Genomic DNA, 25005 nt, shown 5'->3' with positions numbered 1-25005 from the left:
GATCAGATCGCGCCGCGGCTGCGCAGCATGTCCAGCACCAGCTTGACGCCCTCCTCCACCGACATGCTCTGGGTGTCGATCACCAGATCGGCATTCAGCGGCACGTCGTAGGCGAAGGACTCGCCGGGGATATTGTCGCCACCGGCAGCATACAGACCCTGCGGATCACGCTCGGCGCAGACCTGCGGCGAGGCCTGGACGTAGACGGTGATCAGGCGATCATTGCCGATCAGCGCCTTGGCCTGCTCGCGGCCCTCGGCATCCGGGGCGACGAATGCGGCCAGGGTCAGCAGGCCGGCCTCGTTGAACTGACGCGCCACGTGGGCAGCACGACGCCAGTTCTCGGTACGCCCGGCGCGGTCCTGCGGCAGGCCCTTGTTCAGGTCGTGGCGCAGGTTCTGGCCATCCAGCACGTACACGGCGCGCCCCATGTCGAACAGTTTGCGCTCGACGGCGTAGGCCAGGGTGCTCTTGCCGGCACCGGACAGGCCGCTGAACAGCACGGTGGCCGGCTGCTGGCCGAAACGCGCGGCGCGCTCTTCGGTCGATACGTGAGCTTGCTCACCGTGGTGCGTGCTGCCGCCAGCGCCGACTGGATCAGCGATGATCATGCCAGCGCCGACGGTGCCGTTGGTCAGGCGGTCGATGACGATGAAGGCACCGGTGGTGCGGTTGTGCGCGTAGCCGTCGAGGGCGATCGGCGCATCCAGGGCGACCTTGACCTTGCCGATCTCGTTGAGCTGCAGGCTGCTCGCCGCGCCCTCTTCCAAGGTGTTCACATCGACCCGGTGGGCGATGCTGGCAATCGAGCCCGGCACATAGCTGGTGGCGCGCTTGATGTCGTATTTCTTGCCCGGCAGCATCGGCTCTTCGGCCATCCACACCAGCATGGCGTCGAAGCTGTCGACCACCTGCGGGCGGTTGTCGGCATGCACCAGCATGTCGCCACGGGAGACGTCGATCTCGTCTTCCAGGGTGATGGTGATGGCCTGGCCCGGACCGGCCTGTTCCAGCTCACCTTCGTAGGTGACGATGGATTTGACCTTGCTGCCCTTGCCCGACGGCAGGGCGATGACTTCGTCGCCCTTGCGCACGATGCCGCTGGCCAGGGTGCCGGCGAAGCCACGGAAGTTCAGGTTCGGGCGGTTGACGTACTGCACCGGGAAGCGCAGGTCGTCGAAATTGCGGTCGCCGGCCACTTCCACGGTCTCGAGAATTTCCATCAGCGACTGGCCGGTGTACCAGGGCGACTGCTCGCTCTTGTTCACCACGTTGTCGCCTTTCAGCGCCGACATCGGCACGAAGTGCAGCGAGGTCGGCTTGAGCGAGATGCCTTCGGCGAACTTCAGGTAGTCGGCCTTGATCTGCTCGAACACGCCCTGATCGAAGCCCTTGAGGTCCATCTTGTTGATGGCGACGACTATGTGCTTGATGCCCAGCAGGCTGGCGATAAAGCTGTGACGCTTGGTCTGGGTCTGCACACCGTAGCGCGCGTCGATCAGGATGATCGCCAGGTCGCAGGTGGAGGCGCCGGTGGCCATGTTGCGGGTGTACTGCTCATGGCCGGGGGTGTCGGCGATGATGAACTTGCGCTTGGCGGTGCTGAAATAGCGGTACGCCACGTCGATGGTGATGCCCTGCTCGCGCTCGGCCTGCAGGCCGTCGACCAGCAGCGCCAGGTCGACGTCATCGCCGGTGGTGCCGACCTTCTTGGAGTCCTTGGTGATGGCCTCCAGATGGTCTTCGTAGATCATCTTGGTGTCGTGCAGCAGGCGCCCGATCAGGGTGCTCTTGCCGTCGTCGACGTTGCCGCAAGTGAGGAAGCGCAGCAGTTCTTTGCGTTCGTGCTGAGCCAGGTACGCAACGATGTCCTGGCTGATCAGATCAGATTGGTGGCTCATGGTGCGGAATCCTTAGAAGTAGCCCTGACGTTTCTTTTCTTCCATCGAGCCGGCCTGATCGTGGTCGATCACACGGCCCTGACGCTCGGAAGTACGGGTCAGAAGCATCTCCTGGATGATGTCGGTCAGCGTGGTCGCCGTGGACTCCACCGCACCGGTCAGCGGATAACAGCCGAGGGTTCGGAAACGCACCATCTTCTTCTGGATACGCGACTTCTCCTCGTCAGACAGGTGCTCGAGGATGCGCTCGTCGTCGATCATGATCAGCGTGCCGTTCTTCTCGATCACTTCGCGCTCGGCGGCGAAGTACAGCGGCACGATCGGGATCTGTTCCAGATAGATGTATTGCCAGATATCCAGCTCGGTCCAGTTGGACAGCGGGAAGACGCGGATCGACTCGCCCTTCTTGACCTTGCCGTTGTAAACGTTCCACAGCTCGGGACGCTGGTTCTTCGGGTCCCAGCGATGCTTGCTGTCGCGGAAGGAATACACGCGCTCCTTGGCGCGGGACTTTTCCTCGTCACGGCGCGCGCCACCGAAGGCGGCATCGAAGCCATGCTTGTCCAGTGCCTGCTTGAGCCCCTCGGTCTTCATCACGTCAGTGTGCTTGGCACTGCCGTAGGTGAAGGGGTTCATGTCCTGCGCCACACCATCCGGGTTGATGTGGGTGATCAGGTCGAGGCCGTACTCTTTGACCATCTTCTCGCGGAAGCGGTACATCTCCTGGAATTTCCAGCGAGTGTCCACGTGCATGACCGGGAACGGCAGCTTGCCGGGGAAGAATGCCTTGCGCGCCAGGTGCAACATCACGGCGGAATCTTTACCGATGGAATACAGCATCACCGGGTTGTCGAATTCGGCGGCCACTTCACGAATGATGTGGATACTTTCCGCCTCGAGCTGTTTCAGGTGCGTCAGTTTGTCGAGCATGGCTTATCACAGATCTGGGAATGAACGGCCGGCGGGCCGTGGACGAGCGCGCACTCTAGCACAGCGCCCTATTCTATTCAGGGAGCCTGTTAGATCGAAAAGATCTAGACATATGCCCGGTTTTCAGACCGGATTGGGGCAATCGATGAACAGGTGCTCAATGGCGAAACGCCGCGCTAGATAGTCGCCTAAGGCCTGCACGCCGTAGCGTTCGGTGGCGTGATGCCCGGCGGCGATAAAGCCCACCCCGTTCTCGCGCGCGCTGTGGAAGGTTTGCTCCGACGCCTCGCCGGCCAGGTACAGATCGACCCCGGCGGCGATCGCATTGTCGATGTAGCCCTGGCCACCGCCGGTGCACCAGCCGATGCGCCGCACCATGCCTTGCCCCTCGACCAGCAGCGGCTCACGGCCCAGCACTTCCTGCACGCGGCGGGCGAAGTCGCGTGCGCTCATGGGTTCGGCCAGCGAACCGAGCAGGCCGACCACTTTCGGATTGTTCGGATCGAGCGGGCCTTCCACGGTGATATCCAGCTGGCGCGCCAGCTGCACGTTGTTACCGACCTCGGCATGTACATCCAGCGGCAGGTGATAGGCCAGCAGGCTGATGTCGTTGCTCAGCAGGGTCTGCAGGCGGCGGCGCTTCATCCCGGTGATGCAGGCGTCCTCGCCCTTCCAGAAGTAGCCGTGATGGACCAGTACCACGTCGGCCTCGGCTTCCACCGCCGCGTCCAGCAGCGCCTGGCTGGCGGTCACGCCACTGACGATGCGCCGTACCTGCGGCCGGCCCTCGACCTGCAGGCCATTGGGGCAGTAATCGCTGATGCGCGCGGCGCCGAGAAAGCGGTCGGCTTCCTCGACCAGGGTGGTCAGGGCGATGGCCATGGTTTTTCCTCATCAAACTGTTGCGGACGCTGCCCTTCCGGCCGGCGGCGCCTCTATAATGCCGCCACCTTAAGGGCCGCTCCAGGCCCTCGCAACCCTCAGGATTTCACTTAGATGCTCAAGGCCCTGCGCTTCCTTGGCTGGCCCCTGCTGGTCGGTCTGTTGCTGGCACTGTTGCTGATCCAGCGCTACCCGCAATGGGTCGGCCTGCCCGGCAACGAGGTGCACCTGCAACAGGCGCCGCGCTATGGCATCGCCCGGGAAGGCCCGGTGTCCTATGCCGACGCAGTGAGCCGCGCGGCGCCGGCGGTGGCCAACCTGTACACCACCAAGATGGTCAACAAGACCTCTAGCCATCCGCTCCTGGAAGACCCGGTGTTTCGCCGTTTCTTCGGCGACAACCTGCCCAAGCAGCGGCGCATGGAGTCGAGCCTGGGTTCGGCGGTGATCATGAGTGCGGAAGGCTACCTGCTGACCAACAACCATGTGGTGGCGGACGCCGACCAGATAGTCGTGGCGCTCAAGGACGGCCGCGAGACCGTAGCCCGCCTGATCGGCAGCGACCCGGAAACCGACCTCGCGGTACTCAAGATCGACCTGAAGAATCTGCCAGCCATGACCCTGGGACGCTCCGACCAGATCCAGATCGGCGACGTCACCCTGGCCATCGGCAACCCGTTCGGCGTCGGCCAGACCGTGACCATGGGCATCATCAGTGCCACCGGGCGCAACCAGCTGGGCCTCAACACCTACGAGGACTTCATCCAGACCGACGCGGCGATCAACCCGGGTAACTCCGGCGGCGCCCTGGTCGATGCCCACGGCAACCTGATCGGCATCAACACCGCGATCTTCTCCAAGTCCGGCGGCTCGCAGGGCATCGGCTTCGCCATCCCGGTCAAGCTGGCGCGTGACGTGATGAAGGCGATCATCGAGCGCGGCCAGGTGATCCGTGGCTGGCTGGGCATCGAGGTGCAGCCGCTGACCCCGGAGCTGGCCGAATCGTTCGGCTTGCAGGGCCGTGCCGGCATCCTGGTCGCCGGCATCTACCGCGACGGTCCGGCGCAGAAGGCCGGCCTGCAGCCGGGCGACCTGATCCTGAAGATCGCCGACGAGGCCGCCGTCGACGGGCGCCGCTCGATGAACCAGGTGGCGCGCACCCAGCCGGGCGAAAAGGTGGTGATCGAGGTGCTGCGCGGCGGCGAGACCCTGGAGCTGACCGCCGAGATCGGCGTGCGCCCCCCGGCCGAAGTACAGCAGCCGCAGCAACCCTAAACAGCGGTCATGAAAAAAAGGCGCCCCACGGGGCGCCTTTTACGTTACGGCTTCTGGTTAGAGTACTTGCCGCAGGGCATCCAGCAACGCCTGGTTCTGCTCAGGATTGCCGATGGTGATACGCAGGAACTGGGCGATACGCTGCTGCTTGAAGTGCCGCACGATGACGCCGTGCTCACGCAGTGCCGCGGCCAGCTCGCCAGCATCCTTCTGCGGGTGACGGGCAAAGATGAAGTTGGCCGCAGAGGGCAGCACTTCGAAGCCCAGACCGGAGAGCGCTGCAACCACCTGCTCGCGGCTGTCGATCACCAACTGGCAGGTCTTGCGGAAGTAGGTCTCGTCCTCGAAGGCCGCTGCCGCACCGACGATGGCCATGCGGTCCAGCGGATAGGAGTTGAAGCTGTTCTTGATCCGCTCCAGTGCCTCGATCAGGTCCGGATGGCCAACCGCGATGCCAACCCGCAAGCCAGCCAGCGAGCGCGACTTGGACAGGGTCTGGGTCACCAGCAGGTTCGGATAGCGGTCGACCAGCTTGATCGCCGTCTCGCCGCCGAAGTCGATGTAGGCCTCGTCCACCACCACCACGCTGTCCGGGCTGCCCTGTAGCAGACGCTCGACGGCGTCCAGCGGCAGCAGGCAGCCGGTCGGTGCATTGGGGTTGGGGAAGATGATCCCGCCGTTCGGGCGCGCGTAGTCTTCCACGCGGATCTGGAACTGCTCGTCCAGCGCCAGCGCCTCGTAGGGCACACCGTACAGGCCGCAGTAGACCGGGTAGAAGCTGTAGGTCACATCCGGGAACAGCAGCGGCTTGCCGTGCTGGAACAGGCCGTGGAAGGCATGCGCCAGCACCTCGTCGGAGCCATTGCCGACGAACACCTGGGCGGTGCTCACGCCGTAGTAATCGGCCACGGCCTGCTTCAGGCGGTCGCTATTGGGATCAGGGTACAGGCGCAGGCTGTCGCCCAGCTCGGCCTGCATGGCCGCGATCGCCTTGGGCGACGGGCCATAGGGGTTCTCGTTGGTATTCAGCTTGACCAGCTTGGCCAGTTTAGGTTGCTCACCCGGCACGTAAGGCACCAGGTCTTTGACGAAGGGGCTCCAGAATTTGCTCATCTGCCCTTCTCTCCTCGAATTCGTTCGGTTTGCGTAGGGTGAAAACCGCGAAGTGTTTCCACCGAACAAGACGGTGGACAAGCAAAGCGCTGTCCACCCTACAAAACAGCCATCAGGGCTTGATGCGGTACTCGGCGCTGCGCGCGTGCGCAGTCAGCGACTCGCCACGGGCCAGCACGGACGCGACCTTGCCCAGCTCGGAGGCGCCCTCGGCCGAGCAATGGATGATCGACGAGCGCTTCTGGAAGTCGTAAACGCCCAGCGGCGAGGAGAAGCGCGCGGTACCGGAGGTCGGCAGCACGTGGTTCGGCCCGGCGCAGTAGTCGCCCAAAGCTTCTGCCGTATAGCGGCCCATGAAGATGGCGCCGGCATGGCGGATCTGCGGCAGGTATTGCTCGGGATTCTCCACAGACAATTCCAGATGCTCCGGCGCGATGCGATTGGCCACTTCGATGGCCTGGGCCATATCGGCGACCTGGATCAACGCGCCGCGACCCTCCATGGAGGTACGGGCGATGGCCTCGCGCTCCAGGGTCGGCAGCAGCCTGGCGATGCTCTCGGCAACCTTGTCGAGGAAGGCGGCATCCGGGCTGACCAGGATGGCCTGGGCGTCCTCGTCGTGCTCGGCCTGGGAGAACAGGTCCATGGCAATCCAGTCCGGATCGGTCTGGCCGTCGCACACGACAAGAATCTCTGAAGGGCCGGCGATCATGTCGATACCGACCTTGCCGAACACATGGCGCTTGGCGGTGGCCACATAGATGTTGCCGGGGCCGACGATCTTGTCCACCGGCGGCACGCTCTCGGTGCCGTACGCCAGCGCCGCCACGGCCTGGGCGCCACCGATGGTGAACACGCGGTCGACACCGGCGATGGCGGCGGCGGCCAGGACGATCTCGTTGATCTCGCCACGCGGGGTCGGCACCACCATCACCACTTCCGGCACGCCGGCGACCTTGGCCGGGATGGCGTTCATCAGCACCGAGGACGGGTACGAGGCCTTGCCGCCCGGCACGTACAGGCCGGCGCGGTCCAGCGGGGTGACCTTCTGCCCCAGCACCGTGCCGTCGGCCTCGGTGTAGGTCCAGGAGTCCTGCTTCTGCCGCTCGTGGTACAGGCGCACGCGCTCGGCGGCCTTTTCCAGGGCGGCGCGCTGCTCGGCGCTGATGCGGGTCAGGGCCAACTCCAGGCGCTCGCGCGGCAGGATCAGGTCGGCCATGCCGGCGACCTGCAGGCCGTCGAACCTTTCGGTGAACTCGACCAGGGCGGCATCGCCACGGCTTCGCACGGCGGCGATGATGTCAAGTACGCGCTGGTTGACCGCGTCGTCCGACACGCTTTCCCAGCTCAGCAGATGATCCAGGTGTCGCGCGAAGTCCTGGTCAGCGGCATTGAGTCGGCGGATGGCGGTAGGAGCGGTCATAGCGGGCCTCTTGATTGGCTATTGCGCAAAGTCTGTTAGCGCTCTCGCGAGCTAGTGCCAGGCTAGGCAAAAACAGGCGAGGAAGCGGAGTTTACGAGTGGTAAATGAGCATTCCGAGCCTGTTTTTAACGACGCATGGCCGACGCGCAGCAGAGCGCTAACAGACTTTCAGGCGCCCGTAGAGTACCAGCCGTACCGTGCGGGCACCTGAGAATTCTGGCTATGACACGGATAGGCGCGTGCGGCGCAAGGCCGCACTGGAGGTATCAGCGTTGGTGTCGGGACTCGACGGCGCTGCGCAGGGTCTCGATCAGCGCCTGGATGCGGCCGTGCTGCATCTTCATCGAGGCCTTGTTGACGATCAGGCGCGAACTGACGTGGGCGATCAACTCCTGGGGCTCCAGACCGTTGGCACGCAGGGTATTGCCGGTATCGACCACGTCGATGATCTTGTCGGCCAGGCCGACCAGCGGGGCCAGCTCCATGGAGCCGTACAGCTTGATCACGTCGACCTGGCGGCCCTGCTCGGCGTAGTAACGCTTGGCCACGTTGACGAACTTGGTGGCCACGCGCAGGCGGCCTTTCGGCTCCGGTGCGCCGACCTTGCCAGCAGTCATCAGCTTGCAGTTGGCGATCTGCAGGTCGAGCGGCTCGTACAGGCCCTGGCCGCCGTACTCCATCAGCACGTCCTTGCCGGCCACGCCGAGGTCAGCGGCGCCATGCTCGACGTAGGTCGGCACGTCGGTGGCCCGCACGATCAGCAGCTGCACGTCATCCTGGGTGGTCGGAATGATCAGCTTGCGGCTCTTTTCCGGATTCTCGGTCGGCTCGATGCCTGCCGCGGCGAGCAGCGGCAGGGTGTCGTCGAGAATGCGGCCCTTGGACAGCGCGATGGTCAGCATGAAATGCCCTTAGAGTCTGTTTACGATCTCGCGAGCTAGAGCCAGGCTAGGCAAAAACAGGCGAGGACGCGGAGTTTACGAATGGTAAATGAGCAGTCCGAGCCTGTTTTTAACGACGCATGGCCGACGCGCAGCAGATCGTATACAGACTCTTAGCCCGGCACTCGGCGTATCTTGGCGCCGAGCAACTGCAGTTTTTCCTCGATGCACTCGTAACCACGGTCGATGTGGTAGATGCGGTCGATCAGGGTCTCGCCCTCGGCGACCAGCGCGGCGATCACCAGGCTGGCGGAGGCGCGCAGGTCGGTGGCCATGACCGGGGCGCCCTTGAGCGCCGGCACGCCGGTGACGATGGCGGTGTTGCCCTCGACCAGGATCTGCGCGCCCATGCGATTCATCTCGTAGACGTGCATGAAGCGGTTCTCGAACACGGTCTCGATGACGGTGCCGGTGCCCTCGGCGATGGCGTTGAGGGAAATGAACTGGGCCTGCATGTCGGTCGGGAAGGCCGGGTACGGCGCGGTGCGCACGTTGACGGCCTTGGGACGCTTGCCCTTCATGTCCAGCTCGATCCAGTCCTTGCCGGTGGTGATCTCGGCACCCGCTTCCTGCAGCTTGGCCAATACAGCCTCGAGGATGGTCGGATCGGTGTCCTTGAGCTTGACGCGGCCACCGGTGGCGGCCGCGGCCACCAGGTAGGTGCCGGTTTCGATACGGTCGGGCATCACGCTGTAGCGACCGCCACCCAGGCGTTCGACGCCGTCGATGGTGATGGTGTCGGTGCCGGCGCCGCTGACCTTGCCGCCCATGGCGTTGATGAAGTTGGCCAGGTCGACCACTTCCGGCTCACGCGCGGCGTTTTCCAGCACGGTACGGCCCTTGGCCAGAGCCGCGGCCATCATGATGTTCTCGGTACCGGTCACGCTGACGATATCGAAGAAGAAGTGCGCGCCACGCAGGCCGCCTTCCGGCGCCTTGGCCTTGATGTAGCCGCCTTCGACGTCGATCTTCGCACCCATGGCTTCCAGGCCGCGGATGTGCAGGTCGACCGGACGCGAACCGATGGCGCAACCGCCAGGCAGAGCCACTTCGGCTTCACCGAAACGGGCAACCATGGGGCCGAGCACCAGGATTGAGGCGCGCATGGTCTTCACCAGCTCGTACGGTGCGACCAGGGTCTTGATGCTGCTGGCGTCGACTTCGACGCTGAGCTTCTCGTCGATGATCGGCTGCACGCCCATGCGGCCGAACAGCTCGATCATGGTGGTGATGTCGTGCAGGTGCGGCAGGTTGCACACGGTGACCGGGGTATCGGCCAGCAGAGTCGCGGCGAGAATCGGCAGGGCGGAGTTCTTCGCCCCGGAGATGCGGATTTCGCCATCGAGGCGGATACCGCCGGTAATAATCAGTTTGTCCATTCGGATCTCGATCTCGCTGCCCGCAGGCTCAGGAACGCTCGGCCCAGGCGGCCTGGCTGAAGAATTTCATGGTCACGGCGTGGATGCTGCCATCGGCGATCCAGGCGTTGAGGTGGGCGTATATCTGCTGCTGGCGCTTGACCGGGCTGAGCGCGGCCAGCTCATCGCTGATCAGGTTCAGCTGGAAGTTGCAGCCTTCGCCTTCCACCTCGACGCGGGTGTTCGGCAGCTGGGCCTCCAGGAGGTTCTTAACTTCTACGGCCTGCATGCTCAACCTCGATCGGCGCAAAAGGATTCTGGCGGGCCCAAGGCTCGCGGGGTCGGCAATGATACAAAAAAGCCCCCCGCCTGCGAAGCCCGGCAGACGGAGGGCTCTGGTTCAGCTTAGGCCGGGAGGTCGAGCAGTTGCTGCAGGCCAGAGACCCGGGCGATGCCCTGCATGTCCTGCGGCAGGCCGCGCACCTTCAGGCTTTTCCCCACCTGGGCCGCATCGCGCATAAAGGCCAGCAGCAGGGACAGGCCGACACTGCTGGACTTCTCCACCGCAGCGCAGTCCAGCACCAGCTCACGCGCCGGGCTGGCCGCAATCAGCTCACACCCTGCTTCGCGCAGGGCCGGGCCGCTGCGATAGTCGAGCACGCCGGAGAGCAGCAGCTCGCCGCCGGCACCCTGACGGATGGCGGCTTCACTCATTGCTGGCCGCTCGCCTGCTGGCCTTCGGCGCTGTCCTTGGCCTTGGCCACCACTTCGGCCCAGCCGTCGATGGTCTTGTCCAGGTCATTGCCATTGCGTTGCATGCTGTCGGCGAACTGGTCGCGGAACAGCTTGCCGACGTTGATGCCGTTGATGATCACGTTGCGCAGCTTCCACTGCCCGTCGACCTGCACCATGGTGTAGGACACCGGATAGACGGTGCCCTTCTTGTCGGTGACTTCCATGCCGACGCTGGCGCGGTCGGCGCCTTCGGCCTTGGCTGGCAGCACGCGGATGCCCTGGTTGTCGTATTCCAGCAGGGCGTTGCCGTAGAACTGCATCAGGCTGCGCTTGAAGTTGTCCTCGAAACGCTGCAGCTGCGCATCGCTGGCGCCGCGCGAGTACTTCACGGTCATGATGCTGCGCGAGATGCCTTCGCTGTCCACTACCGGGCCGAGAATGCGATCCAGGGTGTCATAGAAGGACTGCGGATTCTGCTTGTAGGAGGCCTTGTTGGCCTCGAGATCACCGAGCAGCTCGTCGGTGGTGCTCTTCACCACATCGTGGGCGCTGGGCGCGGCCATGGCCGCCAGCGGCAGACTTGCCAACACGACCAGCAGGCCGCGGCGCAGGATCTTCAACATGTTCATTTGCTTTCCTTATTCACCGAGTTCATCAGGAACTTGCCGATCAGGTCTTCCAGCACCAGCGCCGACTGGGTGTCATGGATGGTGCTGCCATCCTTCAGCAGATCCTCCTCGCCACCGACGCTGATGCCAATGTACTTCTCGCCCAGCAGACCGGCGGTGAGGATCGAGGCGGTGGAGTCCAGCGGCAGGTTGTCGACCCGCTTCTCGAGCTCCATGGTCACGCGACCGGTGTAGCTGTCGCGATCCAGGTCGATAGCGGTGACCTTGCCGATGGTCACGCCGGCCATGGTTACCTTGGCCCTAACGGTAAGACCGGCGATGTTGTCGAAGTTCGCATACAGCTTGTAGGTATCACCCGAGCTGGCGGCGGACAGGCCACTGACCCGCAGGGCGAGCAGCAGCAGCGCCAGCAGTCCAGCCAGCAGGAACAGGCCGACGCCGATTTCCAGGGAGCGGCTTTGCATCAGAGATCTCCAAACATCAGGGCGGTCAGAATAAAGTCGAGGCCGAGCACGGCGAGGGAGGCATACACCACGGTCTTGGTCGTGGCACGACTGATGCCTTCCGAGGTCGGCTCGCAGTCATAGCCCTGGAACACGGCGATCCAGGTCACGACGAAGGCGAACACCATGCTCTTGATCACACCATTGAGCACGTCTTCGGTGAATTCCACGCTGTTCTGCATGTTCGACCAGAACGAGCCTTCATAGACGCCGAGCCAGTCCACCGCGACCATGGCGCCACCCCAGATGCCGACCACGCTGAAGATGGCGGCGAGCAGCGGCATGGAGATGAAGCCAGCCCACAGGCGCGGGGCGATTATGTACTTGAGCGGGTCGACGCCGATCATTTCCAGGCTGGACAGCTGTTCGGTGGACTTCATGTTGCCGATCTCGGCGGTCAGCGCCGAGCCGGCACGCCCGGCGAACAGCAGGCCGGTGACCACCGGGCCGAGTTCGCGCAGCAGGGTCAGGGCGACCATCTGCCCCACCGCCTGCTCGGAGCCGTAGCTGGTCAGGATGTTGTAGCCCTGAAGGGCCAGCACCATACCGATGAACAGGCCAGCGACCACGATGATCGGCAGCGACAGCACGCCCACCGAATAGAGCTGGCGGATCAGCAGTTGACCGCCATTGCGCAGGCCGCTGCGGCCGAATAGCGAGCTGAGCAGGAACAGGGTCGAACGGCCCATGGCCTCAACCACGTCGATGCCGGCGCGCCCGAGCAGGGCGATGCGTTCGAGAGGGGACTTCCTACGCATCAGCGCGCTCCCAGCAAATCATCGAGGTAATCCGGCGCCGGATAGTGGAAGGGCACCGGACCGTCCGGAATGCCTTTCATGAACTGCTGGATGCGCGGGTTATCCGAGCCCATCAGCTCGGCCGGCGTACCCTGCCCCAGCACCTGACCATCGCCCACCACATAGATGTAGTCGGCGATGCTGGCGGTCTCGGCCAGGTCGTGGGACACCACGATGCTGGTGATGCCGAGGGCGTCGTTGAGCAGACGGATCAGGCGCACCAACACGCCCATGGCGATCGGGTCCTGGCCGACGAACGGCTCGTCGTACATGAGAATCTGCGGGTCCAGGGCAATCGCCCGGGCCAGCGCCACACGGCGTTTCATGCCGCCCGACAGTTCGTCTGGCATCAGCTCGACGGCGCCACGCAAGCCAACGGCCTGCAGCTTCATCAGCACGATGTCGCGGATCATTTCGTCCGACAGCTGGGTATGCACGCGCAGCGGGAAGGCAACGTTCTCGAACACGTCCAGGTCGGTGAACAGCGCACCACTCTGGAACAGGACACCAAACTGCTTGCGCATGTCGAACAGGTCGCTGCGCGGCAGGCTCGGCAGGTTCTGCCCGTTGACCCAGACTTCGCCACTGGCCGGCTTGAGCTGGGCGGCGATCAGGCGCAACAGGGTGGTCTTGCCGCAGCCGGACGGCCCCATGATCCCGGTGACCTTGCCACGCGGGATGCGGATATCGACATTATCGAAGATGTTGCGCGCGCCACGCTTGAAGGTTAGCCCCTTCAACTCGACGGCATAGGCATTCTCGGCGCTCATCCAAACTCCTTGTGATGCGGCCCTTCCATGGACAGACGCATATTCCCACGGCAGGGACACCTCGCGCCGCGGTCAGGCCGAACAGGGCGCGGAATATAGCATTGGCGGCTATTGCAGCCCAAGCCGCTGCAACTTTTTCATAACAATTGGTCACAAGATGCACCGAGCGTGCCGAGTGCCAGGTGAGGCCGACCGCCTTTGTCGGTATACTCCCTGCCTTTTATGCCGAGCACCGCGAAGATCTCATGAGCCAGACCAGCGACCTGATCCAGTCCGCGCAGCGCACCATCCGCCTCGAAGCCGAGGCCGTGGAAAGCCTGCTGAGCCGCATCGACGCCGACTTCGTGCGTGCCTGCGAGATGATCCTGAACTGCAGCGGGCGCGTGGTCGTGGTCGGCATGGGCAAGTCGGGCCATATCGGCAACAAGATCGCCGCCACCCTGGCCAGTACCGGTACGCCGGCCTTCTTCGTCCACCCGGCCGAGGCCAGCCATGGCGACATGGGCATGATCACCCAGGACGACGTGGTCCTGGCCCTGTCCAACTCCGGCTCCACCGCCGAGATCGTCACCCTGCTGCCGCTGATCAAGCGTCTGGGCATCCAGCTGATCAGCATGACTGGCAACCCCGAATCTGCGCTGGCCAAGGCCGCCGAAGTCAATCTGGACGCCCGCGTGGCCCAGGAAGCCTGCCCGCTGAACCTGGCGCCGACCTCCTCCACCACTGTTTCCCTGGTGATCGGCGACGCCCTGGCCATCGCCCTGCTGGAAGCCCGCGGCTTCACCGCCGAAGATTTCGCCTTCTCCCATCCGGGCGGCGCCCTCGGCCGTCGTCTGCTGCTCAAGGTGGAGAACGTGATGCATGCCGGTGAGCGTCTGCCGCTGGTACAGCGCGGCACCTCGCTGCGCGAGGCGCTGCTGGAAATGACCCGCAAGGGCCTGGGCATGACCGTGATCGTCGAGGCCGATGGCAAGCTGGCCGGGATCTTCACCGACGGCGACCTGCGCCGCACCCTGGACAAGGGCATCGACGTGCGCGAAGCGAGCATCGACCAGGTGATGACCGTCCACGGCAAGACCGCCCGCGCCGAGATGCTCGCCGCCGAGGCGCTGAAAATCATGGAAGACCACAAGATCAACGCACTGGTGGTGGTGAATGACGAGGACAAGCCGGTCGGCGCCCTCAACATGCACGACCTGCTGCGCGCCGGAGTGATGTAAATGAGCAACGAACTGCTGCAACGCACCAAGGCCATCAAGCTCGCCATCTTCGACGTCGACGGCGTACTGACCGACGGCAAGCTGTACTTCCTCGTCGACGGTAGCGAATTCAAGACCTTCAACACCCTAGACGGCCACGGCATCAAGATGCTGATCAACTCCGGGGTGCGCACCGCCATCATCAGCGGCCGCAAGACCCCGGTGGTCGAGCGCCGTGCACAGAATCTCGGCATCCAGCATCTGTACCAGGGCCGCGAGGACAAGCTGGTGGTGCTCGATGAACTGCTCGGCGAGCTGGGCCTGAGCTACGAACAGGTCGCCTACCTGGGCGACGACCTGCCCGACCTTCCGGTGATCCGCCGCGTCGGTCTGGGCATGGCCGTGGCCAGCGCCGACGGTTTCGTCCGTCAGCACGCCCACGGCGTGACCAGCGCCCGCGGCGGCGAAGGCGCGGCGCGCGAGTTCTGCGAACTGATCATGCGCGGCCAGGGCACGCTCGAAGCCGCCCAGGCCGCCTACCTCTAGGACCTCCCCATGAACGGCAAACTGCGCAATTACGTGATCGGCCTGTTGGCAGTCGCCCTGATTGGCGCGCTCGGCTACTGGAACGTCCGCCCCGAGACCTTCATGGATCGCCGGGCGGCCGCCGAGGCCGACAATGCCATCGACTTCTACGTGGTCGGCGCCAGCACCCAGCAATTCCAGGAAGACGGCAAGCTGCAGTACGAGATGACTGCCGCCAAGCTGGAACACATCAAGGCAACCGACGTCACCCTTCTGGAAAAACCGGACCTGCAGCTGTACCGCGGCACTCAGTTCCCCTGGCACGTGCGCAGCGACAAGGGCGAGGTGGCGCCGGAAGGCAAGCAGGTCGAGCTGATCGACAACGTGCGCATCGCCCGCACCGATGCCAAGAACCGCCCGACCGTGATTACCAGCAGCCGAGTCACCGTATTCCCCGACGAGGAATATGCGCAGACCCAGCAAGCCGTTAGAATCGAGGCCGCCAATGGGGTGACCACGGCACAGGGAATGAAAGCGTACATGAACGACGGCAAGATCAACTTGCTGTCCAACGTAAGAGGCCAGCATGAGGTTCGTTAAAACCTTCCCCCTACTGCTCAGCCTGAGCGCCGCGCTCGGAAGCGCCAGCGCCTGGGCCCTGCCCAGCGACCGCGAGCAACCGATCCGGGTCCAGGCAGACAGCGCAGAACTGGATGACAAGCAAGGTGTGGCCGTTTACCGCGGCGGCGTGGTGATCACCCAGGGCACCATGAAGATCACCGGCGACACCGTGACCATCACTCAGGATGCCAACGGCGAGATCGAAGTCTTCACCTCGGTAGGCAAACCGGCCTACTACGAGCAGAAGCCCTCCGTCGACAAGGACATCGTCAAGGCCTACGGCCTGACCATCCAGTACTACGCGAGCAACGAGCGCATCGTACTGATCGACCAGGCCAAGGTGATCCAGCAGGGCAATACCTTCGAAGGCGAGAAGATCGTCTACGACACCCAGCGCCAGATCGTCAACGCCGGCCGCGCCACGGGCAGCGATGTCTCGACGCCGCGTCCGCGCATCGACATGATCCTGCAGCCTCGCAAGAAGAACGGCCAGCCGGAGCAGGCGCAGTAATGGCGACTCTCAAAGCCCAGCACCTGGCCAAGAGCTACAAGGGCCGCCAGGTGGTCCGCGACGTCAGCCTGTCCATCGACAGCGGCCAGATCGTCGGCCTGCTCGGGCCCAACGGCGCAGGCAAGACCACCTGCTTCTACATGATCGTCGGCCTGGTCCAGGCCGATCAGGGCCGCGTGCTGATCGACAGCCAGGACATCAGCCACCAGCCCATGCACGGCCGCGCCCGCTCCGGCATCGGCTACCTGCCGCAGGAAGCCTCGATCTTCCGCAAGCTGTCGGTGGCGGACAACATCATGGCGATCCTCGAGACCCGCAAGGACCTCGACCGCGCCGGCCGCCAGGAGGCGCTGGAAGCCCTGCTGCAGGAATTCCACATCAACCACATCCGTGACAGCCTCGGCATGAGCCTGTCCGGCGGCGAGCGTCGTCGCGTGGAGATCGCCCGCGCCCTGGCCACCGAGCCGAAGTTCATCCTGCTCGACGAGCCCTTCGCCGGCGTGGACCCGATCTCGGTCGGCGACATCAAGCAGATCATCCACCACCTCAAGGCCAAGGGCATCGGTGTGCTGATCACCGACCACAACGTGCGCGAGACCCTGGATATCTGCGAGACGGCCTATATCGTCAACGACGGCCAGCTGATCGCCGAAGGCGATGCCGAGACCATTCTGGCCAACCAGTTGGTCAAGGAAGTCTACCTGGGCCACGAATTCCGCCTCTGAGCCCGAGCCCCGTGCGGGACTTGCGCAAAGGGCTAGAATCATTCAAGGTCAGGCATATAATTTGCTTCCTAGGGCGGTTCGCCGCCCTGCAGTGGATGGCGCCGCGCGCCGGCAAGTGAACAAGGTACCCAGCCCCACACCATGAAACCGTCGCTAGTCCTCAAGATGGGCCAGCAGCTGACGATGACTCCGCAGCTGCAACAGGCCATCCGTCTCCTCCAGCTCTCCACCCTGGACCTGCAACAGGAAATCCAGGAGGCCCTGGAATCCAACCCCATGTTGGAACGTCAGGAGGAAGGCGAAGACTTCGACAACTCCGACCCGATGGCCGACAACGCCGAGCAGAACAACTCTGCCCAGCAGGACAGCTCGAACTTCCAGGACAGCACCGTCGCGGTCAACAACAACGAGAGCGCCGAAGATGGCGAATGGCACGACCGCATCCCCAGCGAGCTGCCGGTCGACACCGCTTGGGAAGACGTCTACCAGACCAGCGCCAGCAGCCTGCCCAGCAACGATGACGACGAGTGGGACTTCACCACCCGCACCTCCGCCGGCGAGAGCCTGCAGAGCCACCTGCTGTGGCAACTCAACCTGGTGCCGATGTCCGATACCGACAAGCTGATCGGCGTCACCATCATCGACTGCATCAACAACCAGGGCTACTTGGAAGAGTCCATCGACGAGATCGTCGAGTCCTTCGATCCGGAACTGGAGATCGAGGCCGACGAGGTCGAAGCCGTGCTGCACCGTATCCAGCACTTCGAGCCAGCCGGCATCGGCGCCCGCGACTTGCGTGAGTGCCTGCTCCTGCAGCTGCGCCAGCTGCCGAGTAATACGCCCTGGCTGGCCGAGGCGCAGCGTCTCGCCGGCGACCACCTCGACGTGCTCGGCAGCCGCGACTACAGCCAGCTGATGCGCCGCATGAAGCTGAAAGAGGACGAGCTGCGCCAGGTCATCGAGCTGATCCAGAGCCTCAACCCGCGCCCGGGCTCGCAGATCGAGGCCAGCGAGCCGGAATACGTGGTGCCCGACGTGATCGTGCGCAAGCACAACGAACGCTGGCTGGTGGAGTTGAACCAGGAAGCGGTACCGCGCCTGCGGGTCAACCCGCAATACGCCGGCTTCGTCAAACGCGCCGACTCCAGCGCCGATAACACCTTCATGCGTAACCAGCTGCAGGAGGCGCGCTGGTTCATCAAGAGCCTGCAGAGCCGCAACGAGACGCTGATGAAGGTCGCCACGCAGATCGTCGAGCACCAGCGCGGCTTCCTCGAATACGGCGACGAGGCCATGAAGCCCCTGGTCCTGCACGACATCGCCGAGGCGGTGGGCATGCACGAGTCGACTATCTCACGCGTCACCACGCAGAAATTCATGCACACCCCGCGTGGCATCTACGAGCTGAAGTACTTCTTCTCCAGCCACGTCAGTACCTCCGAGGGCGGCGAATGCTCGTCCACCGCGATCCGCGCCATCATCAAGAAACTGGTGGCCGCGGAAAACGCGAAAAAGCCGTTGAGCGACAGCAAGATCGCTGGTTTACTGGAAGCACAGGGCATTCAGGTAGCCCGCCGCACTGTCGCCAAGTACCGCGAATCGCTCGGCATAGCACCGTCCAGCGAACGCAAGCGACTGATGTAAGCGGCCCTGAGCGGAAGGCTTCTGCACCACCGTACCGAGCGCCAGATACCCTGCATGGGGGAACCATGGCCCGCAGTGCACCAGCCCTTTCAGCCAACGTGTTACGGCGGCAGGCAAGCTAGTCTGTCTCTTACACCAGGCAACAAGGAGAAGCGGTATGCAAGTCAACATCAGTGGACATCAACTGGATGTGACCGACGCTCTGCGTGACTATGTCGGCGAGAAGTTGAGCCGGCTGGAACGCCATTTCGACAAGATCACCAATGTGCAGGTCATCATGGAGGTCGAGAAGCTGAAGCAGAAGATCGAAGCGACCTTGCACATTGCCGGCGGCGAAATCGTCGCCAACGCCGAACACGAAGACATGTATGCGGCCATCGACCTGCTGACCGACAAACTCGACCGACAACTGATCAAGCACAAGGAAAAGCAGCTAGGCCGCCTGCAAGGCGCCACGGCTCGCTGACAAACCCTCCCAGATGATCCGACTCGAAACCATCCTGACTCCCGCACGTTCCCTGGTGAACGTGCCGGGAGGCAGCAAGAAACGTGTACTCGAACAGATTGCCAACCTGGTTGCCCGCGATCTCAGCGATCTGGACGCCCAGGACATCTTCGAAAACCTGATCGCCCGCGAAAAGCTTGGCTCCACCGGCTTCGGCAATGGCATCGCCATTCCCCACTGCCGCCTGCCCGGCTGCAGCGCACCGATCAGCGCCGTGCTGCACCTGGACTCGGCGGTCGACTTCGATGCCATCGACGGCGCACCGGTAGATCTGCTGTTCGTTCTGCTGGTGCCGGAAGCGGCCACCGACGAGCATCTGGAGCTGCTGCGCCAGATCGCCAGCATGCTCGACCGTAGTGAGGTGCGTGAGCGCCTGCGCCATGCGCAGAGCAACGAGAGCCTGTACCAGGTCGTGGTCGACGTTCAGAGCGGCCACTGAGCACGGGAGGCGGCATGCGTCTGATCATCGTCAGCGGACGTTCCGGCTCGGGCAAGAGCACCGCCCTCGACGTACTGGAAGACAATGGCTTCTACTGCATCGACAACCTGCCCGCCGGCCTGCTGCCGGACCTGGCCGAGCGCGCTCTGCTGCAGACCGAGCTGCTGCACCCGCAGGTCGCCGTGTCGGTGGACGCACGCAACCTGCCCAGCCAGCTCAAGCGCTTCCCCGAACTGCTCGAGGAAGTCCGCAACCGTCACATCCAGTGCGATGTGCTGTATCTCGATGCCGACGAGGACACCCTGCTCAAGCGCTTCTCCGAGACCCGTCGGCGTCACCCGCTGACCAACGAGGATCGCGCCCTGGCCGAGGCCATCCGTGACGAGGCGCAGCTGCTGGCGCCGATCATCGACCTGGCCGACCTGAAGATCGACACCACTCACCTGAACCTCTACCAGCTGCGCGACACCCTCAAGCTGCGCCTGCTGAACAAGCCGGAGCCGGGCACCGCCTTCCTGGTCGAATCGTTCGGCTTCAAGCGCGGTATGCCGGTGGATGCCGACCTGGTGTTCGACGTGCGCTGCCTGCCCAATCCTTACTGGAAGCCGGACCTGCGCGACATGTCCGGCCTGGAGGCTCCAGTCGCCGAGTACCTGGCGGCGCAGCCGGACGTGGAGGAGATGTATCAGGACATCCAGGCCTACCTGCACAAGTGGCTGCCGCGCTTCGCCGCCAGCAACCGTTCCTACGTCACCATCGCCATCGGCTGCACCGGCGGTCATCATCGCTCGGTATATCTGGCTAATCGCCTGGGCGAAGCCCTGAAACCCGTACTGAAGAACGTCCAGGTCCGCCACCGCGACCTCGGCTAAGGATTGCAATGCCCACCCGCGAGATCACCATCATCAACAAGCTCGGCCTGCATGCCCGCGCCGCCGCCAAGTTCGTCGGCGTGGCCAGTGGTTTCCCCTGCCAGGTCCGCGTCGGCCGCTCGGCGGAGAGTCAGGTGGACGGCAAGAGCATCATGGCAGTGATGATGCTGGCCGCCGGCAAGGGCACCAACCTACACCTGTTCAGCGAGGGCGAACGCGAAGACGAAGCACTGGACGCGCTGGTCGAGCTGATCAACAACAGGTTCGACGAAGGCGAATGAACGCCGACGCATGAAAAAGGGGCCCTCTGGCCCCTTTTTTGTAGCCGCGCGGGCTCAGCTGCCGGCGACGGTCATCCGCTCGATCAGTACCGAGCCGGTGCGGATATTGCCACGCAGCTCCAGATCGCTACCCACCGCGACTATCTGGCTGAACATGTCGCGCAGGTTGCCAGCGATGGTCACTTCCTGCACCGGGAACTGGATCTCGCCGTTTTCCACCCAGAAACCGGCGGCGCCGCGCGAGTAGTCGCCGGTGACCAGGTTGAGACCCTGCCCCATCAGCTCGGTAACCAGCAGGCCACGCCCCATGCGCTTGAGAAGCGCTTGCTGATCCTCGTCACTATGGCTGACGAACAGGTTGTGCACACCGCCGGAGTTGGCCGTGCTCGGCATGCCCAGCTTGCGCCCGGAGTAAGTGCCGAGGATGTAGGACACCAGCTCGCCGCCGGCCACGAAAGGTTTGGCGTAGGTGGCCAGGCCGTCGCCGTCGAAGGTGGCGCTGCCCATGGCTCGCGGAATGTGTGGGCGCTCGTCGAGGCTCAACCATTCGGGGAACAGCCGCTGGCCCAGCGCGCCCTCGAGGAACGACGAGTGGCGATACAGGTTGCCGCCGGAAACGGCGGCGAGGAAGTGGCCGAACAACCCAGTGGCCAGCTCCGGCGCGAACAGCACCGGCACCTCGCAGGTCGGTACCGGTCGCGCGCCGAGGCGCGCCACGCTGCGCTCGGCAGCCAGGCGACCGATCTTCGCCGGGTCGGCCAGCAGCTCGCCCTGGCGATTGACGTCGTACCAGTAGTCGCGCTGCATCTGCCCGTCGCCCTCGGCGATCATCACGCAGCTCAGGCTGTGGCGGGTGCTGGCGTAGCCGCCGACAAAGCCATGGCTGTTGCCATAGACCCGGCAGCCCTGGTGGGTGCTGAGGCTGGTGCCGTCGGCGTTGCTGATGCGTTTGTCGGTGGCGAAAGCCGCCGCCTCGCAGGCCAGCGCCAGCTCCACCGCCTGCTCCGGCGCGATCGCCCAGGGATGGTAGAGGTCCAGCTCGGGCAGCTCGCGGGCCATCAGCTCGGCCTCGGCGAGGCCGGCACACTCGTCTTCCGAGGCATGCTTGGCGATGGCCAAAGCGGCGGCCACCGTCTCGCGAATCGCCGCCTCGCCGCTGGCCGAGGTGCTGGCCGAGCCCTTGCGCTGACCGACATACAGGGTGATGCCAAAGCCCTGGTCGCGGTTGAACTCGACCGTCTCCACCTCGCCCTGACGAACCGTGGTCGACAGGCCCTGCTCCATCGACACCGCCACCTCACAGGCGCTGGCGCCCTGGCGGCGCGCCTCGGCGATGATCTGCTCGACCTGCGCCTGCAGATCCGGCAGGGCCTGCGGGCCCACTGCTTGTGCTGAACTCATGTTGCACTCCAACGACGGGCGGCCGGTCCGCTGCGGACAGGCCCTCCCTGACTGGTTATCATGGCGGCGTTTCCATCCGGACCGCCCCCATGGCTGATTCATACGACGAAGACTTCTCCGGCGAGAAGAGCAAGACCCAGATCAAGCGCGAGCTGCACGCCCTGCAGGATCTCGGCGCTCGCCTGACCACCCTCAAGCCCGATCTGATCGCCAAGCTGCCGATCACCGATGGCCTGCGCAAGGCCTTGGCCGAAGCGCCGAAACACACGGCCAATGCCGCCAAGAAGCGTCACGTCCAGTTCATCGGCAAGCTCATGCGCGACCAGGACATAGAGGGCATCCTCGCCCTGATCGACCAGGTCGACAGCTCCACCCGCGAGTACAACGAACGCTTCCACGCCCTGGAGCGCTGGCGCGATCGCTTGGTGGCAGGTGACGACACCACCCTGGAGAGCTTCGTCGTCGACTACCCGGAGGCCGACCGCCAGCACCTGCGCAGCCTGATCCGTCATGCCCAGCACGAGGCGGCGCGAAACAAACCGCCAGCCGCCGCGCGCAAAATCTTCAAGTACATCCGCGACCTGGACGAGGTCCAGCGCGGCCTGCGTTAACCCTGCCTCGGCGGGCGCGGTTTAGGCCGCGCCCCGCTTTCAGACTCTCCCGTCGACGCCTCAGGCGCCGGTACCGCCCACGGTGATCGCATCGATCTTCAGGGTCGGCTGGCCGACACCCACCGGCACCGACTGACCGTCCTTGCCACAGGTGCCCACGCCGCTGTCCAAAGCCAGATCGTTACCGACCATGGACACCTTGCTCATCGCCTCCGGACCATTGCCGATCAGGGTCGCGCCCTTCACCGGCGCGGTGATCTTGCCGTCCTCGATCAGGTAGGCCTCGCTGGTGGAGAACACGAACTTGCCGCTGGTGATGTCCACCTGGCCGCCGCCGAGGTTGGCGCAATAGATACCGCGCTTCACCGAACGAATGATCTCTTCCGGGTCGCTCTCGCCGGCCAGCATGTAGGTGTTGGTCATGCGCGGCATCGGCAGGTGCGCGTAGGACTCGCGACGGCCGTTGCCGGTGGGCGCCACGCCCATCAGGCGGGCGTTCAGCTTGTCCTGCATGTAGCCCTTGAGCACGCCGTTCTCGATCAGCGTGGTGCACTGGGTGCGGGTGCCTTCGTCATCCAGGCTCAGCGAGCCGCGGCGACCGGCCAGGGTTCCGTCGTCGACGATGGTGCACAGCTTGGATGCCACCGGCTGGCCGACCCGGCCGCTGTAGGCCGAGCTGCCCTTGCGGTTGAAGTCGCCTTCCAGGCCATGGCCGACCGCCTCGTGCAGCAGCACGCCGGACCAGCCGGCGCCCATCACCACCGGCAAGGTGCCGGCCGGCGCGGGGACCGCCTCTAGGTTGACCAGGGCCTGGCGCAGCGCCTCACGGGCGTAGCCCATGGCGCGTTCTTCTCCGTTGCCGTCTCGCTCGAGGAAGTAGCGGTAGTCGCTACGCCCGCCGCCGCCGTGGCCGCCGCGCTCGCGGCGACCGTTCTGCTCGACGATCACACTGACGTTGAAGCGCACCAGCGGGCGGATGTCGGCGCCCAGGCTGCCATCGCTGGCGGCCACCAGCACGTGGTCCCAGACCCCGGCCAGGCTGACGGTGACCTGCTTGATGCGCGGGTCGAGGGTGCGGGTGCATACGTCGATGCGCTTGAGCAGCTCGACCTTCTCGGCGCGCTCCAGCACTTCCAGCGGGTTGTCCTGGCCATACAGGGCGACCACCGCCGGGCTGGCGAAGGCCTGCACGCGGCCCTGCTGGCCGGCGCGGGCGATCGAGCGGGCGGCACGGGCCGCCTGGCTCAGGGCCTCGGCATGAATGGCGTTGCTATAGGCGAAGCCGGTCTTCTCGCCGGACTGGGCGCGCACGCCCACGCCCTGGTCGAGGTTGAAGCTGCCTTCCTTGACGATGCCGTCCTCCAGCACCCAGGACTCGGAGACCTGGCTCTGGAAGTACAGGTCGGCGGCGTCGATGCCGGGGCCGGCCAGTTCGCCGAGGATTGCCGGCAACTGCTCGATGGTCAGGTTGCCGGGGGCCAGCAGGTGGCCGCTGACGCGGCCGAGGATGTCGCTCATAACTGCTCCGTGGGCGCCGGACCGGGCTCGGCCGGCGCAATGAATCGTCTGTGTCGCGCCACCGGCATGCGCTGGCGCACGGCCGCCTGCTCGGCGGCATCGCGCTCGGCGAGCAGTACCGCTTCGCCTTGCGTCTGTTCGGCCAGTACCCGGCCCCAGGGATCGATGATCGCCGAATGGCCGAAGGTCTCGCGGCCGCCCGGGTGTGTACCGCCCTGCCCCGCCGCCAGTACGTAGCACTGGGTCTCGATGGCGCGGGCACGGGTCAGCACCTGCCAGTGGGCGGCACCGGTGACGGCGGTGAAGGCCGCCGGCGCACTGATCAGTTCGGCGCCCGCCTCGCGCAGCCGGCTGTACAGCTCGGGGAAGCGCAGGTCATAGCACACGCTCAGGCCCAGACGCCCCACGGGCGTCTCGGCTACCACCACCTGCTCGCCGAAGGCGTAGTCGTCCGACTCGCGGTAGCGGCCACGGCTGTCAGCCACATCAACGTCGAACAGGTGCAGCTTGTCGTAGCGCGCCACCCGCTCGCCGTGCTCGTCGACCAGCAGCGAGCAGGCATGGGCCTTGGCCTCGAGGCGGGCGTCCGGCGGCAGCGGAATGGTTCCGGCCACTACCCATAACCCTAGATCACGGGCGGCCTGGCGCAGCCAGGGCAGGATGGGGCCGGTGCCAGCAGCCTCGGCGCGGCCGAGGTCGGCCTGGTCGCGGCGGCCCATGGCGGCGAAGTTTTCCGGCAGCACGGCGAGACGCGCACCGCGCTCGGCCGCCTGTTCGAGCAGGCGACGGGCGGCTGCAAGATTGGCCAGGACATCATCCTGGCTGACCATCTGGATTACGGCGAGGGACATGAACGCCTCCTTGCCCGCATGCTACCGCAAGTCGCCCGAACTGGC

The 25005-nt window shown here is 64.7% G+C and carries 28 protein-coding genes; 12 read left to right on the top strand and 16 right to left on the bottom strand.

Annotated features, from left to right (window positions below):
- Positions 1-2 precede the first annotated feature (2 nt).
- The 3 genes from cysN to IB232_RS19655 all read right to left on the bottom strand — a co-directional run bounded on the left by cysN (position 3) and on the right by IB232_RS19655 (position 3713).
- Complete coding sequence (gene cysN, locus IB232_RS19665; protein ID WP_192400263.1) at positions 3-1901, bottom strand: sulfate adenylyltransferase subunit CysN; 1899 nt, start codon at positions 1899-1901, stop codon at positions 3-5.
- A gap of 12 nt (positions 1902-1913) precedes the next feature.
- Positions 1914-2831 (bottom strand): sulfate adenylyltransferase subunit CysD, encoded by a 918-nt coding sequence (gene cysD, locus IB232_RS19660; RefSeq protein WP_192400262.1) that lies wholly within the window; start codon positions 2829-2831, stop codon positions 1914-1916.
- A 123-nt stretch (positions 2832-2954) separates the two neighbouring features.
- Entirely contained in the window at positions 2955-3713 is a 759-nt protein-coding gene (locus tag IB232_RS19655) for a Nif3-like dinuclear metal center hexameric protein (RefSeq protein WP_192400261.1), read from the bottom strand.
- A 114-nt stretch (positions 3714-3827) separates the two neighbouring features.
- Between IB232_RS19655 and algW the strand changes: the two genes are divergently transcribed.
- Positions 3828-4988, top strand: coding sequence for a Do family serine endopeptidase AlgW (gene algW / locus IB232_RS19650; protein ID WP_192400260.1), 1161 nt, complete (start codon positions 3828-3830; stop codon positions 4986-4988).
- Between the two features lie 57 nt (positions 4989-5045).
- Here the strand turns inward: algW and hisC are convergent, their stop codons facing one another.
- The 10 genes from hisC to IB232_RS19600 all read right to left on the bottom strand — a co-directional run bounded on the left by hisC (position 5046) and on the right by IB232_RS19600 (position 13257).
- On the bottom strand, positions 5046-6101 hold the full coding sequence (gene hisC / locus IB232_RS19645; RefSeq protein WP_192400259.1) for a histidinol-phosphate transaminase: 1056 nt from the start codon (positions 6099-6101) through the stop codon (positions 5046-5048).
- A gap of 112 nt (positions 6102-6213) precedes the next feature.
- Positions 6214-7524, bottom strand: a complete 1311-nt coding sequence (gene hisD / locus IB232_RS19640; RefSeq protein WP_192400258.1) for a histidinol dehydrogenase — start codon at positions 7522-7524, stop codon at positions 6214-6216.
- Between the two features lie 266 nt (positions 7525-7790).
- The gene (gene hisG, locus IB232_RS19635; protein ID WP_192400257.1) at positions 7791-8426 is read right to left on the bottom strand and encodes an ATP phosphoribosyltransferase; all 636 of its coding nucleotides are present in this window, start codon (positions 8424-8426) and stop codon (positions 7791-7793) included.
- Positions 8427-8578: 152 nt separating this feature from the next.
- Positions 8579-9844 (bottom strand): UDP-N-acetylglucosamine 1-carboxyvinyltransferase, encoded by a 1266-nt coding sequence (gene murA, locus IB232_RS19630; protein WP_192400256.1) that lies wholly within the window; start codon positions 9842-9844, stop codon positions 8579-8581.
- A 28-nt stretch (positions 9845-9872) separates the two neighbouring features.
- Positions 9873-10112, bottom strand: a complete 240-nt coding sequence (locus IB232_RS19625; RefSeq protein WP_192400255.1) for a BolA family protein — start codon at positions 10110-10112, stop codon at positions 9873-9875.
- Between the two features lie 116 nt (positions 10113-10228).
- On the bottom strand, positions 10229-10537 hold the full coding sequence (locus tag IB232_RS19620) for a lipid asymmetry maintenance protein MlaB (protein WP_192400254.1): 309 nt from the start codon (positions 10535-10537) through the stop codon (positions 10229-10231).
- A complete protein-coding gene (locus IB232_RS19615) occupies positions 10534-11181 on the bottom strand; it encodes a phospholipid-binding protein MlaC (RefSeq protein ID WP_192400324.1) in 648 nt (215 codons plus the stop codon). Before IB232_RS19615 ends, IB232_RS19620 begins: the two co-directional genes overlap by 4 nt.
- Before the next feature lie 2 nt (positions 11182-11183).
- A complete protein-coding gene (gene mlaD, locus IB232_RS19610) occupies positions 11184-11651 on the bottom strand; it encodes an outer membrane lipid asymmetry maintenance protein MlaD (RefSeq protein ID WP_137974939.1) in 468 nt (155 codons plus the stop codon).
- On the bottom strand, positions 11651-12448 hold the full coding sequence (gene mlaE / locus IB232_RS19605) for a lipid asymmetry maintenance ABC transporter permease subunit MlaE (RefSeq protein WP_137974940.1): 798 nt from the start codon (positions 12446-12448) through the stop codon (positions 11651-11653). The genes mlaD and mlaE overlap by 1 nt, the downstream gene beginning before the upstream one ends.
- Positions 12448-13257 carry an ABC transporter ATP-binding protein gene (locus IB232_RS19600; RefSeq protein WP_192400253.1) on the bottom strand — a complete coding sequence of 270 codons (810 nt, stop codon included), beginning with the start codon at positions 13255-13257 and terminating at the stop codon, positions 12448-12450. The genes mlaE and IB232_RS19600 overlap by 1 nt, the downstream gene beginning before the upstream one ends.
- Before the next feature lie 245 nt (positions 13258-13502).
- On the opposite strand from IB232_RS19600, the gene IB232_RS19595 reads away from it, so the two are divergent.
- The 10 genes from IB232_RS19595 (at position 13503) to IB232_RS19550 (ending at position 20579) form a co-directional block, all read left to right on the top strand.
- Entirely contained in the window at positions 13503-14477 is a 975-nt protein-coding gene (locus tag IB232_RS19595; protein WP_192400252.1) for a KpsF/GutQ family sugar-phosphate isomerase, read from the top strand.
- On the top strand, positions 14478-15002 hold the full coding sequence (locus IB232_RS19590; RefSeq protein ID WP_137974943.1) for a KdsC family phosphatase: 525 nt from the start codon (positions 14478-14480) through the stop codon (positions 15000-15002).
- A gap of 9 nt (positions 15003-15011) precedes the next feature.
- The gene (gene lptC, locus IB232_RS19585; RefSeq protein ID WP_192400251.1) at positions 15012-15581 is read left to right on the top strand and encodes an LPS export ABC transporter periplasmic protein LptC; all 570 of its coding nucleotides are present in this window, start codon (positions 15012-15014) and stop codon (positions 15579-15581) included.
- Complete coding sequence (lptA, locus tag IB232_RS19580; RefSeq protein WP_137974945.1) at positions 15568-16113, top strand: lipopolysaccharide transport periplasmic protein LptA; 546 nt, start codon at positions 15568-15570, stop codon at positions 16111-16113. Before lptC ends, lptA begins: the two co-directional genes overlap by 14 nt.
- On the top strand, positions 16113-16838 hold the full coding sequence (gene lptB / locus IB232_RS19575; RefSeq protein ID WP_137974946.1) for an LPS export ABC transporter ATP-binding protein: 726 nt from the start codon (positions 16113-16115) through the stop codon (positions 16836-16838). Before lptA ends, lptB begins: the two co-directional genes overlap by 1 nt.
- Positions 16839-16979: 141 nt before the next feature.
- Positions 16980-18482, top strand: coding sequence for an RNA polymerase factor sigma-54 (locus IB232_RS19570; protein ID WP_192400250.1), 1503 nt, complete (start codon positions 16980-16982; stop codon positions 18480-18482).
- 157 nt (positions 18483-18639) lie between these two features.
- The gene (gene hpf / locus IB232_RS19565) at positions 18640-18948 is read left to right on the top strand and encodes a ribosome hibernation-promoting factor, HPF/YfiA family (RefSeq protein ID WP_021701305.1); all 309 of its coding nucleotides are present in this window, start codon (positions 18640-18642) and stop codon (positions 18946-18948) included.
- Positions 18949-18961: 13 nt separating this feature from the next.
- The gene (ptsN, locus tag IB232_RS19560; protein WP_192400249.1) at positions 18962-19426 is read left to right on the top strand and encodes a PTS IIA-like nitrogen regulatory protein PtsN; all 465 of its coding nucleotides are present in this window, start codon (positions 18962-18964) and stop codon (positions 19424-19426) included.
- A 14-nt stretch (positions 19427-19440) separates the two neighbouring features.
- Positions 19441-20298, top strand: coding sequence for an RNase adapter RapZ (rapZ, locus tag IB232_RS19555; protein ID WP_192400248.1), 858 nt, complete (start codon positions 19441-19443; stop codon positions 20296-20298).
- Positions 20299-20306: 8 nt separating this feature from the next.
- On the top strand, positions 20307-20579 hold the full coding sequence (locus IB232_RS19550) for an HPr family phosphocarrier protein (protein ID WP_192400247.1): 273 nt from the start codon (positions 20307-20309) through the stop codon (positions 20577-20579).
- Between the two features lie 54 nt (positions 20580-20633).
- Here the strand turns inward: IB232_RS19550 and pmbA are convergent, their stop codons facing one another.
- Positions 20634-21980, bottom strand: a complete 1347-nt coding sequence (pmbA, locus tag IB232_RS19545) for a metalloprotease PmbA (RefSeq protein ID WP_192400246.1) — start codon at positions 21978-21980, stop codon at positions 20634-20636.
- An 89-nt stretch (positions 21981-22069) separates the two neighbouring features.
- Here pmbA and yjgA point away from each other — a divergent pair, with 89 nt between their 5' ends.
- Entirely contained in the window at positions 22070-22591 is a 522-nt protein-coding gene (gene yjgA, locus IB232_RS19540) for a ribosome biogenesis factor YjgA (protein WP_192400245.1), read from the top strand.
- A gap of 60 nt (positions 22592-22651) precedes the next feature.
- Here yjgA and tldD read toward each other — a convergent pair whose 3' ends face one another.
- Together tldD and IB232_RS19530 are read right to left on the bottom strand one after the other, a co-directional pair.
- A complete protein-coding gene (gene tldD, locus IB232_RS19535) occupies positions 22652-24109 on the bottom strand; it encodes a metalloprotease TldD (protein ID WP_192400244.1) in 1458 nt (485 codons plus the stop codon).
- Positions 24106-24960: a carbon-nitrogen hydrolase family protein gene (locus tag IB232_RS19530; protein ID WP_192400243.1), complete on the bottom strand. Its 855-nt coding sequence runs from the start codon at positions 24958-24960 to the stop codon at positions 24106-24108. The genes tldD and IB232_RS19530 overlap by 4 nt, the downstream gene beginning before the upstream one ends.
- Between the last annotated feature and the right edge of the window lie 45 nt (positions 24961-25005).

This window comes from Pseudomonas sp. PDM15, from assembly GCF_014851565.1.
In the GTDB taxonomy this organism is placed as follows: domain Bacteria; phylum Pseudomonadota; class Gammaproteobacteria; order Pseudomonadales; family Pseudomonadaceae; genus Aquipseudomonas.
Note: the sequence above shows the minus strand (reverse complement) of the source record. Positions and strands in the feature narration are given on the sequence as shown.

Bases quoted from the DNA above. Each gene is read 5' to 3' on its own strand.
- hisC (WP_192400259.1), bottom strand. From the start codon at position 6,101: ATGAGCAAATTCTGGAGCCCCTTCGTCAAAGACCTGGTGCCTTACGTG.
- IB232_RS19600 (WP_192400253.1), bottom strand. From the start codon at position 13,257: ATGAGCGCCGAGAATGCCTATGCCGTCGAGTTGAAGGGGCTAACCTTC.
- IB232_RS19530 (WP_192400243.1), bottom strand. From the start codon at position 24,960: ATGTCCCTCGCCGTAATCCAGATGGTCAGCCAGGATGATGTCCTGGCC.
- IB232_RS19550 (WP_192400247.1), top strand. From the start codon at position 20,307: ATGCCCACCCGCGAGATCACCATCATCAACAAGCTCGGCCTGCATGCC.
- murA (WP_192400256.1), bottom strand. From the start codon at position 9,844: ATGGACAAACTGATTATTACCGGCGGTATCCGCCTCGATGGCGAAATC.
- mlaE (WP_137974940.1), bottom strand. From the start codon at position 12,448: ATGCGTAGGAAGTCCCCTCTCGAACGCATCGCCCTGCTCGGGCGCGCC.
- rapZ (WP_192400248.1), top strand. From the start codon at position 19,441: ATGCGTCTGATCATCGTCAGCGGACGTTCCGGCTCGGGCAAGAGCACC.
- cysD (WP_192400262.1), bottom strand. From the start codon at position 2,831: ATGCTCGACAAACTGACGCACCTGAAACAGCTCGAGGCGGAAAGTATC.
- IB232_RS19590 (WP_137974943.1), top strand. From the start codon at position 14,478: ATGAGCAACGAACTGCTGCAACGCACCAAGGCCATCAAGCTCGCCATC.
- tldD (WP_192400244.1), bottom strand. From the start codon at position 24,109: ATGAGCGACATCCTCGGCCGCGTCAGCGGCCACCTGCTGGCCCCCGGC.
- yjgA (WP_192400245.1), top strand. From the start codon at position 22,070: ATGGCTGATTCATACGACGAAGACTTCTCCGGCGAGAAGAGCAAGACC.
- IB232_RS19595 (WP_192400252.1), top strand. From the start codon at position 13,503: ATGAGCCAGACCAGCGACCTGATCCAGTCCGCGCAGCGCACCATCCGC.
- hisD (WP_192400258.1), bottom strand. From the start codon at position 7,524: ATGACCGCTCCTACCGCCATCCGCCGACTCAATGCCGCTGACCAGGAC.
- hisG (WP_192400257.1), bottom strand. From the start codon at position 8,426: ATGCTGACCATCGCGCTGTCCAAGGGCCGCATTCTCGACGACACCCTG.
- ptsN (WP_192400249.1), top strand. From the start codon at position 18,962: ATGATCCGACTCGAAACCATCCTGACTCCCGCACGTTCCCTGGTGAAC.
- pmbA (WP_192400246.1), bottom strand. From the start codon at position 21,980: ATGAGTTCAGCACAAGCAGTGGGCCCGCAGGCCCTGCCGGATCTGCAG.
- cysN (WP_192400263.1), bottom strand. From the start codon at position 1,901: ATGAGCCACCAATCTGATCTGATCAGCCAGGACATCGTTGCGTACCTG.
- mlaD (WP_137974939.1), bottom strand. From the start codon at position 11,651: ATGCAAAGCCGCTCCCTGGAAATCGGCGTCGGCCTGTTCCTGCTGGCT.
- lptA (WP_137974945.1), top strand. From the start codon at position 15,568: ATGAGGTTCGTTAAAACCTTCCCCCTACTGCTCAGCCTGAGCGCCGCG.
- lptC (WP_192400251.1), top strand. From the start codon at position 15,012: ATGAACGGCAAACTGCGCAATTACGTGATCGGCCTGTTGGCAGTCGCC.
- IB232_RS19570 (WP_192400250.1), top strand. From the start codon at position 16,980: ATGAAACCGTCGCTAGTCCTCAAGATGGGCCAGCAGCTGACGATGACT.
- IB232_RS19655 (WP_192400261.1), bottom strand. From the start codon at position 3,713: ATGGCCATCGCCCTGACCACCCTGGTCGAGGAAGCCGACCGCTTTCTC.
- algW (WP_192400260.1), top strand. From the start codon at position 3,828: ATGCTCAAGGCCCTGCGCTTCCTTGGCTGGCCCCTGCTGGTCGGTCTG.
- IB232_RS19615 (WP_192400324.1), bottom strand. From the start codon at position 11,181: ATGTTGAAGATCCTGCGCCGCGGCCTGCTGGTCGTGTTGGCAAGTCTG.
- IB232_RS19620 (WP_192400254.1), bottom strand. From the start codon at position 10,537: ATGAGTGAAGCCGCCATCCGTCAGGGTGCCGGCGGCGAGCTGCTGCTC.
- lptB (WP_137974946.1), top strand. From the start codon at position 16,113: ATGGCGACTCTCAAAGCCCAGCACCTGGCCAAGAGCTACAAGGGCCGC.
- hpf (WP_021701305.1), top strand. From the start codon at position 18,640: ATGCAAGTCAACATCAGTGGACATCAACTGGATGTGACCGACGCTCTG.
- IB232_RS19625 (WP_192400255.1), bottom strand. From the start codon at position 10,112: ATGCAGGCCGTAGAAGTTAAGAACCTCCTGGAGGCCCAGCTGCCGAAC.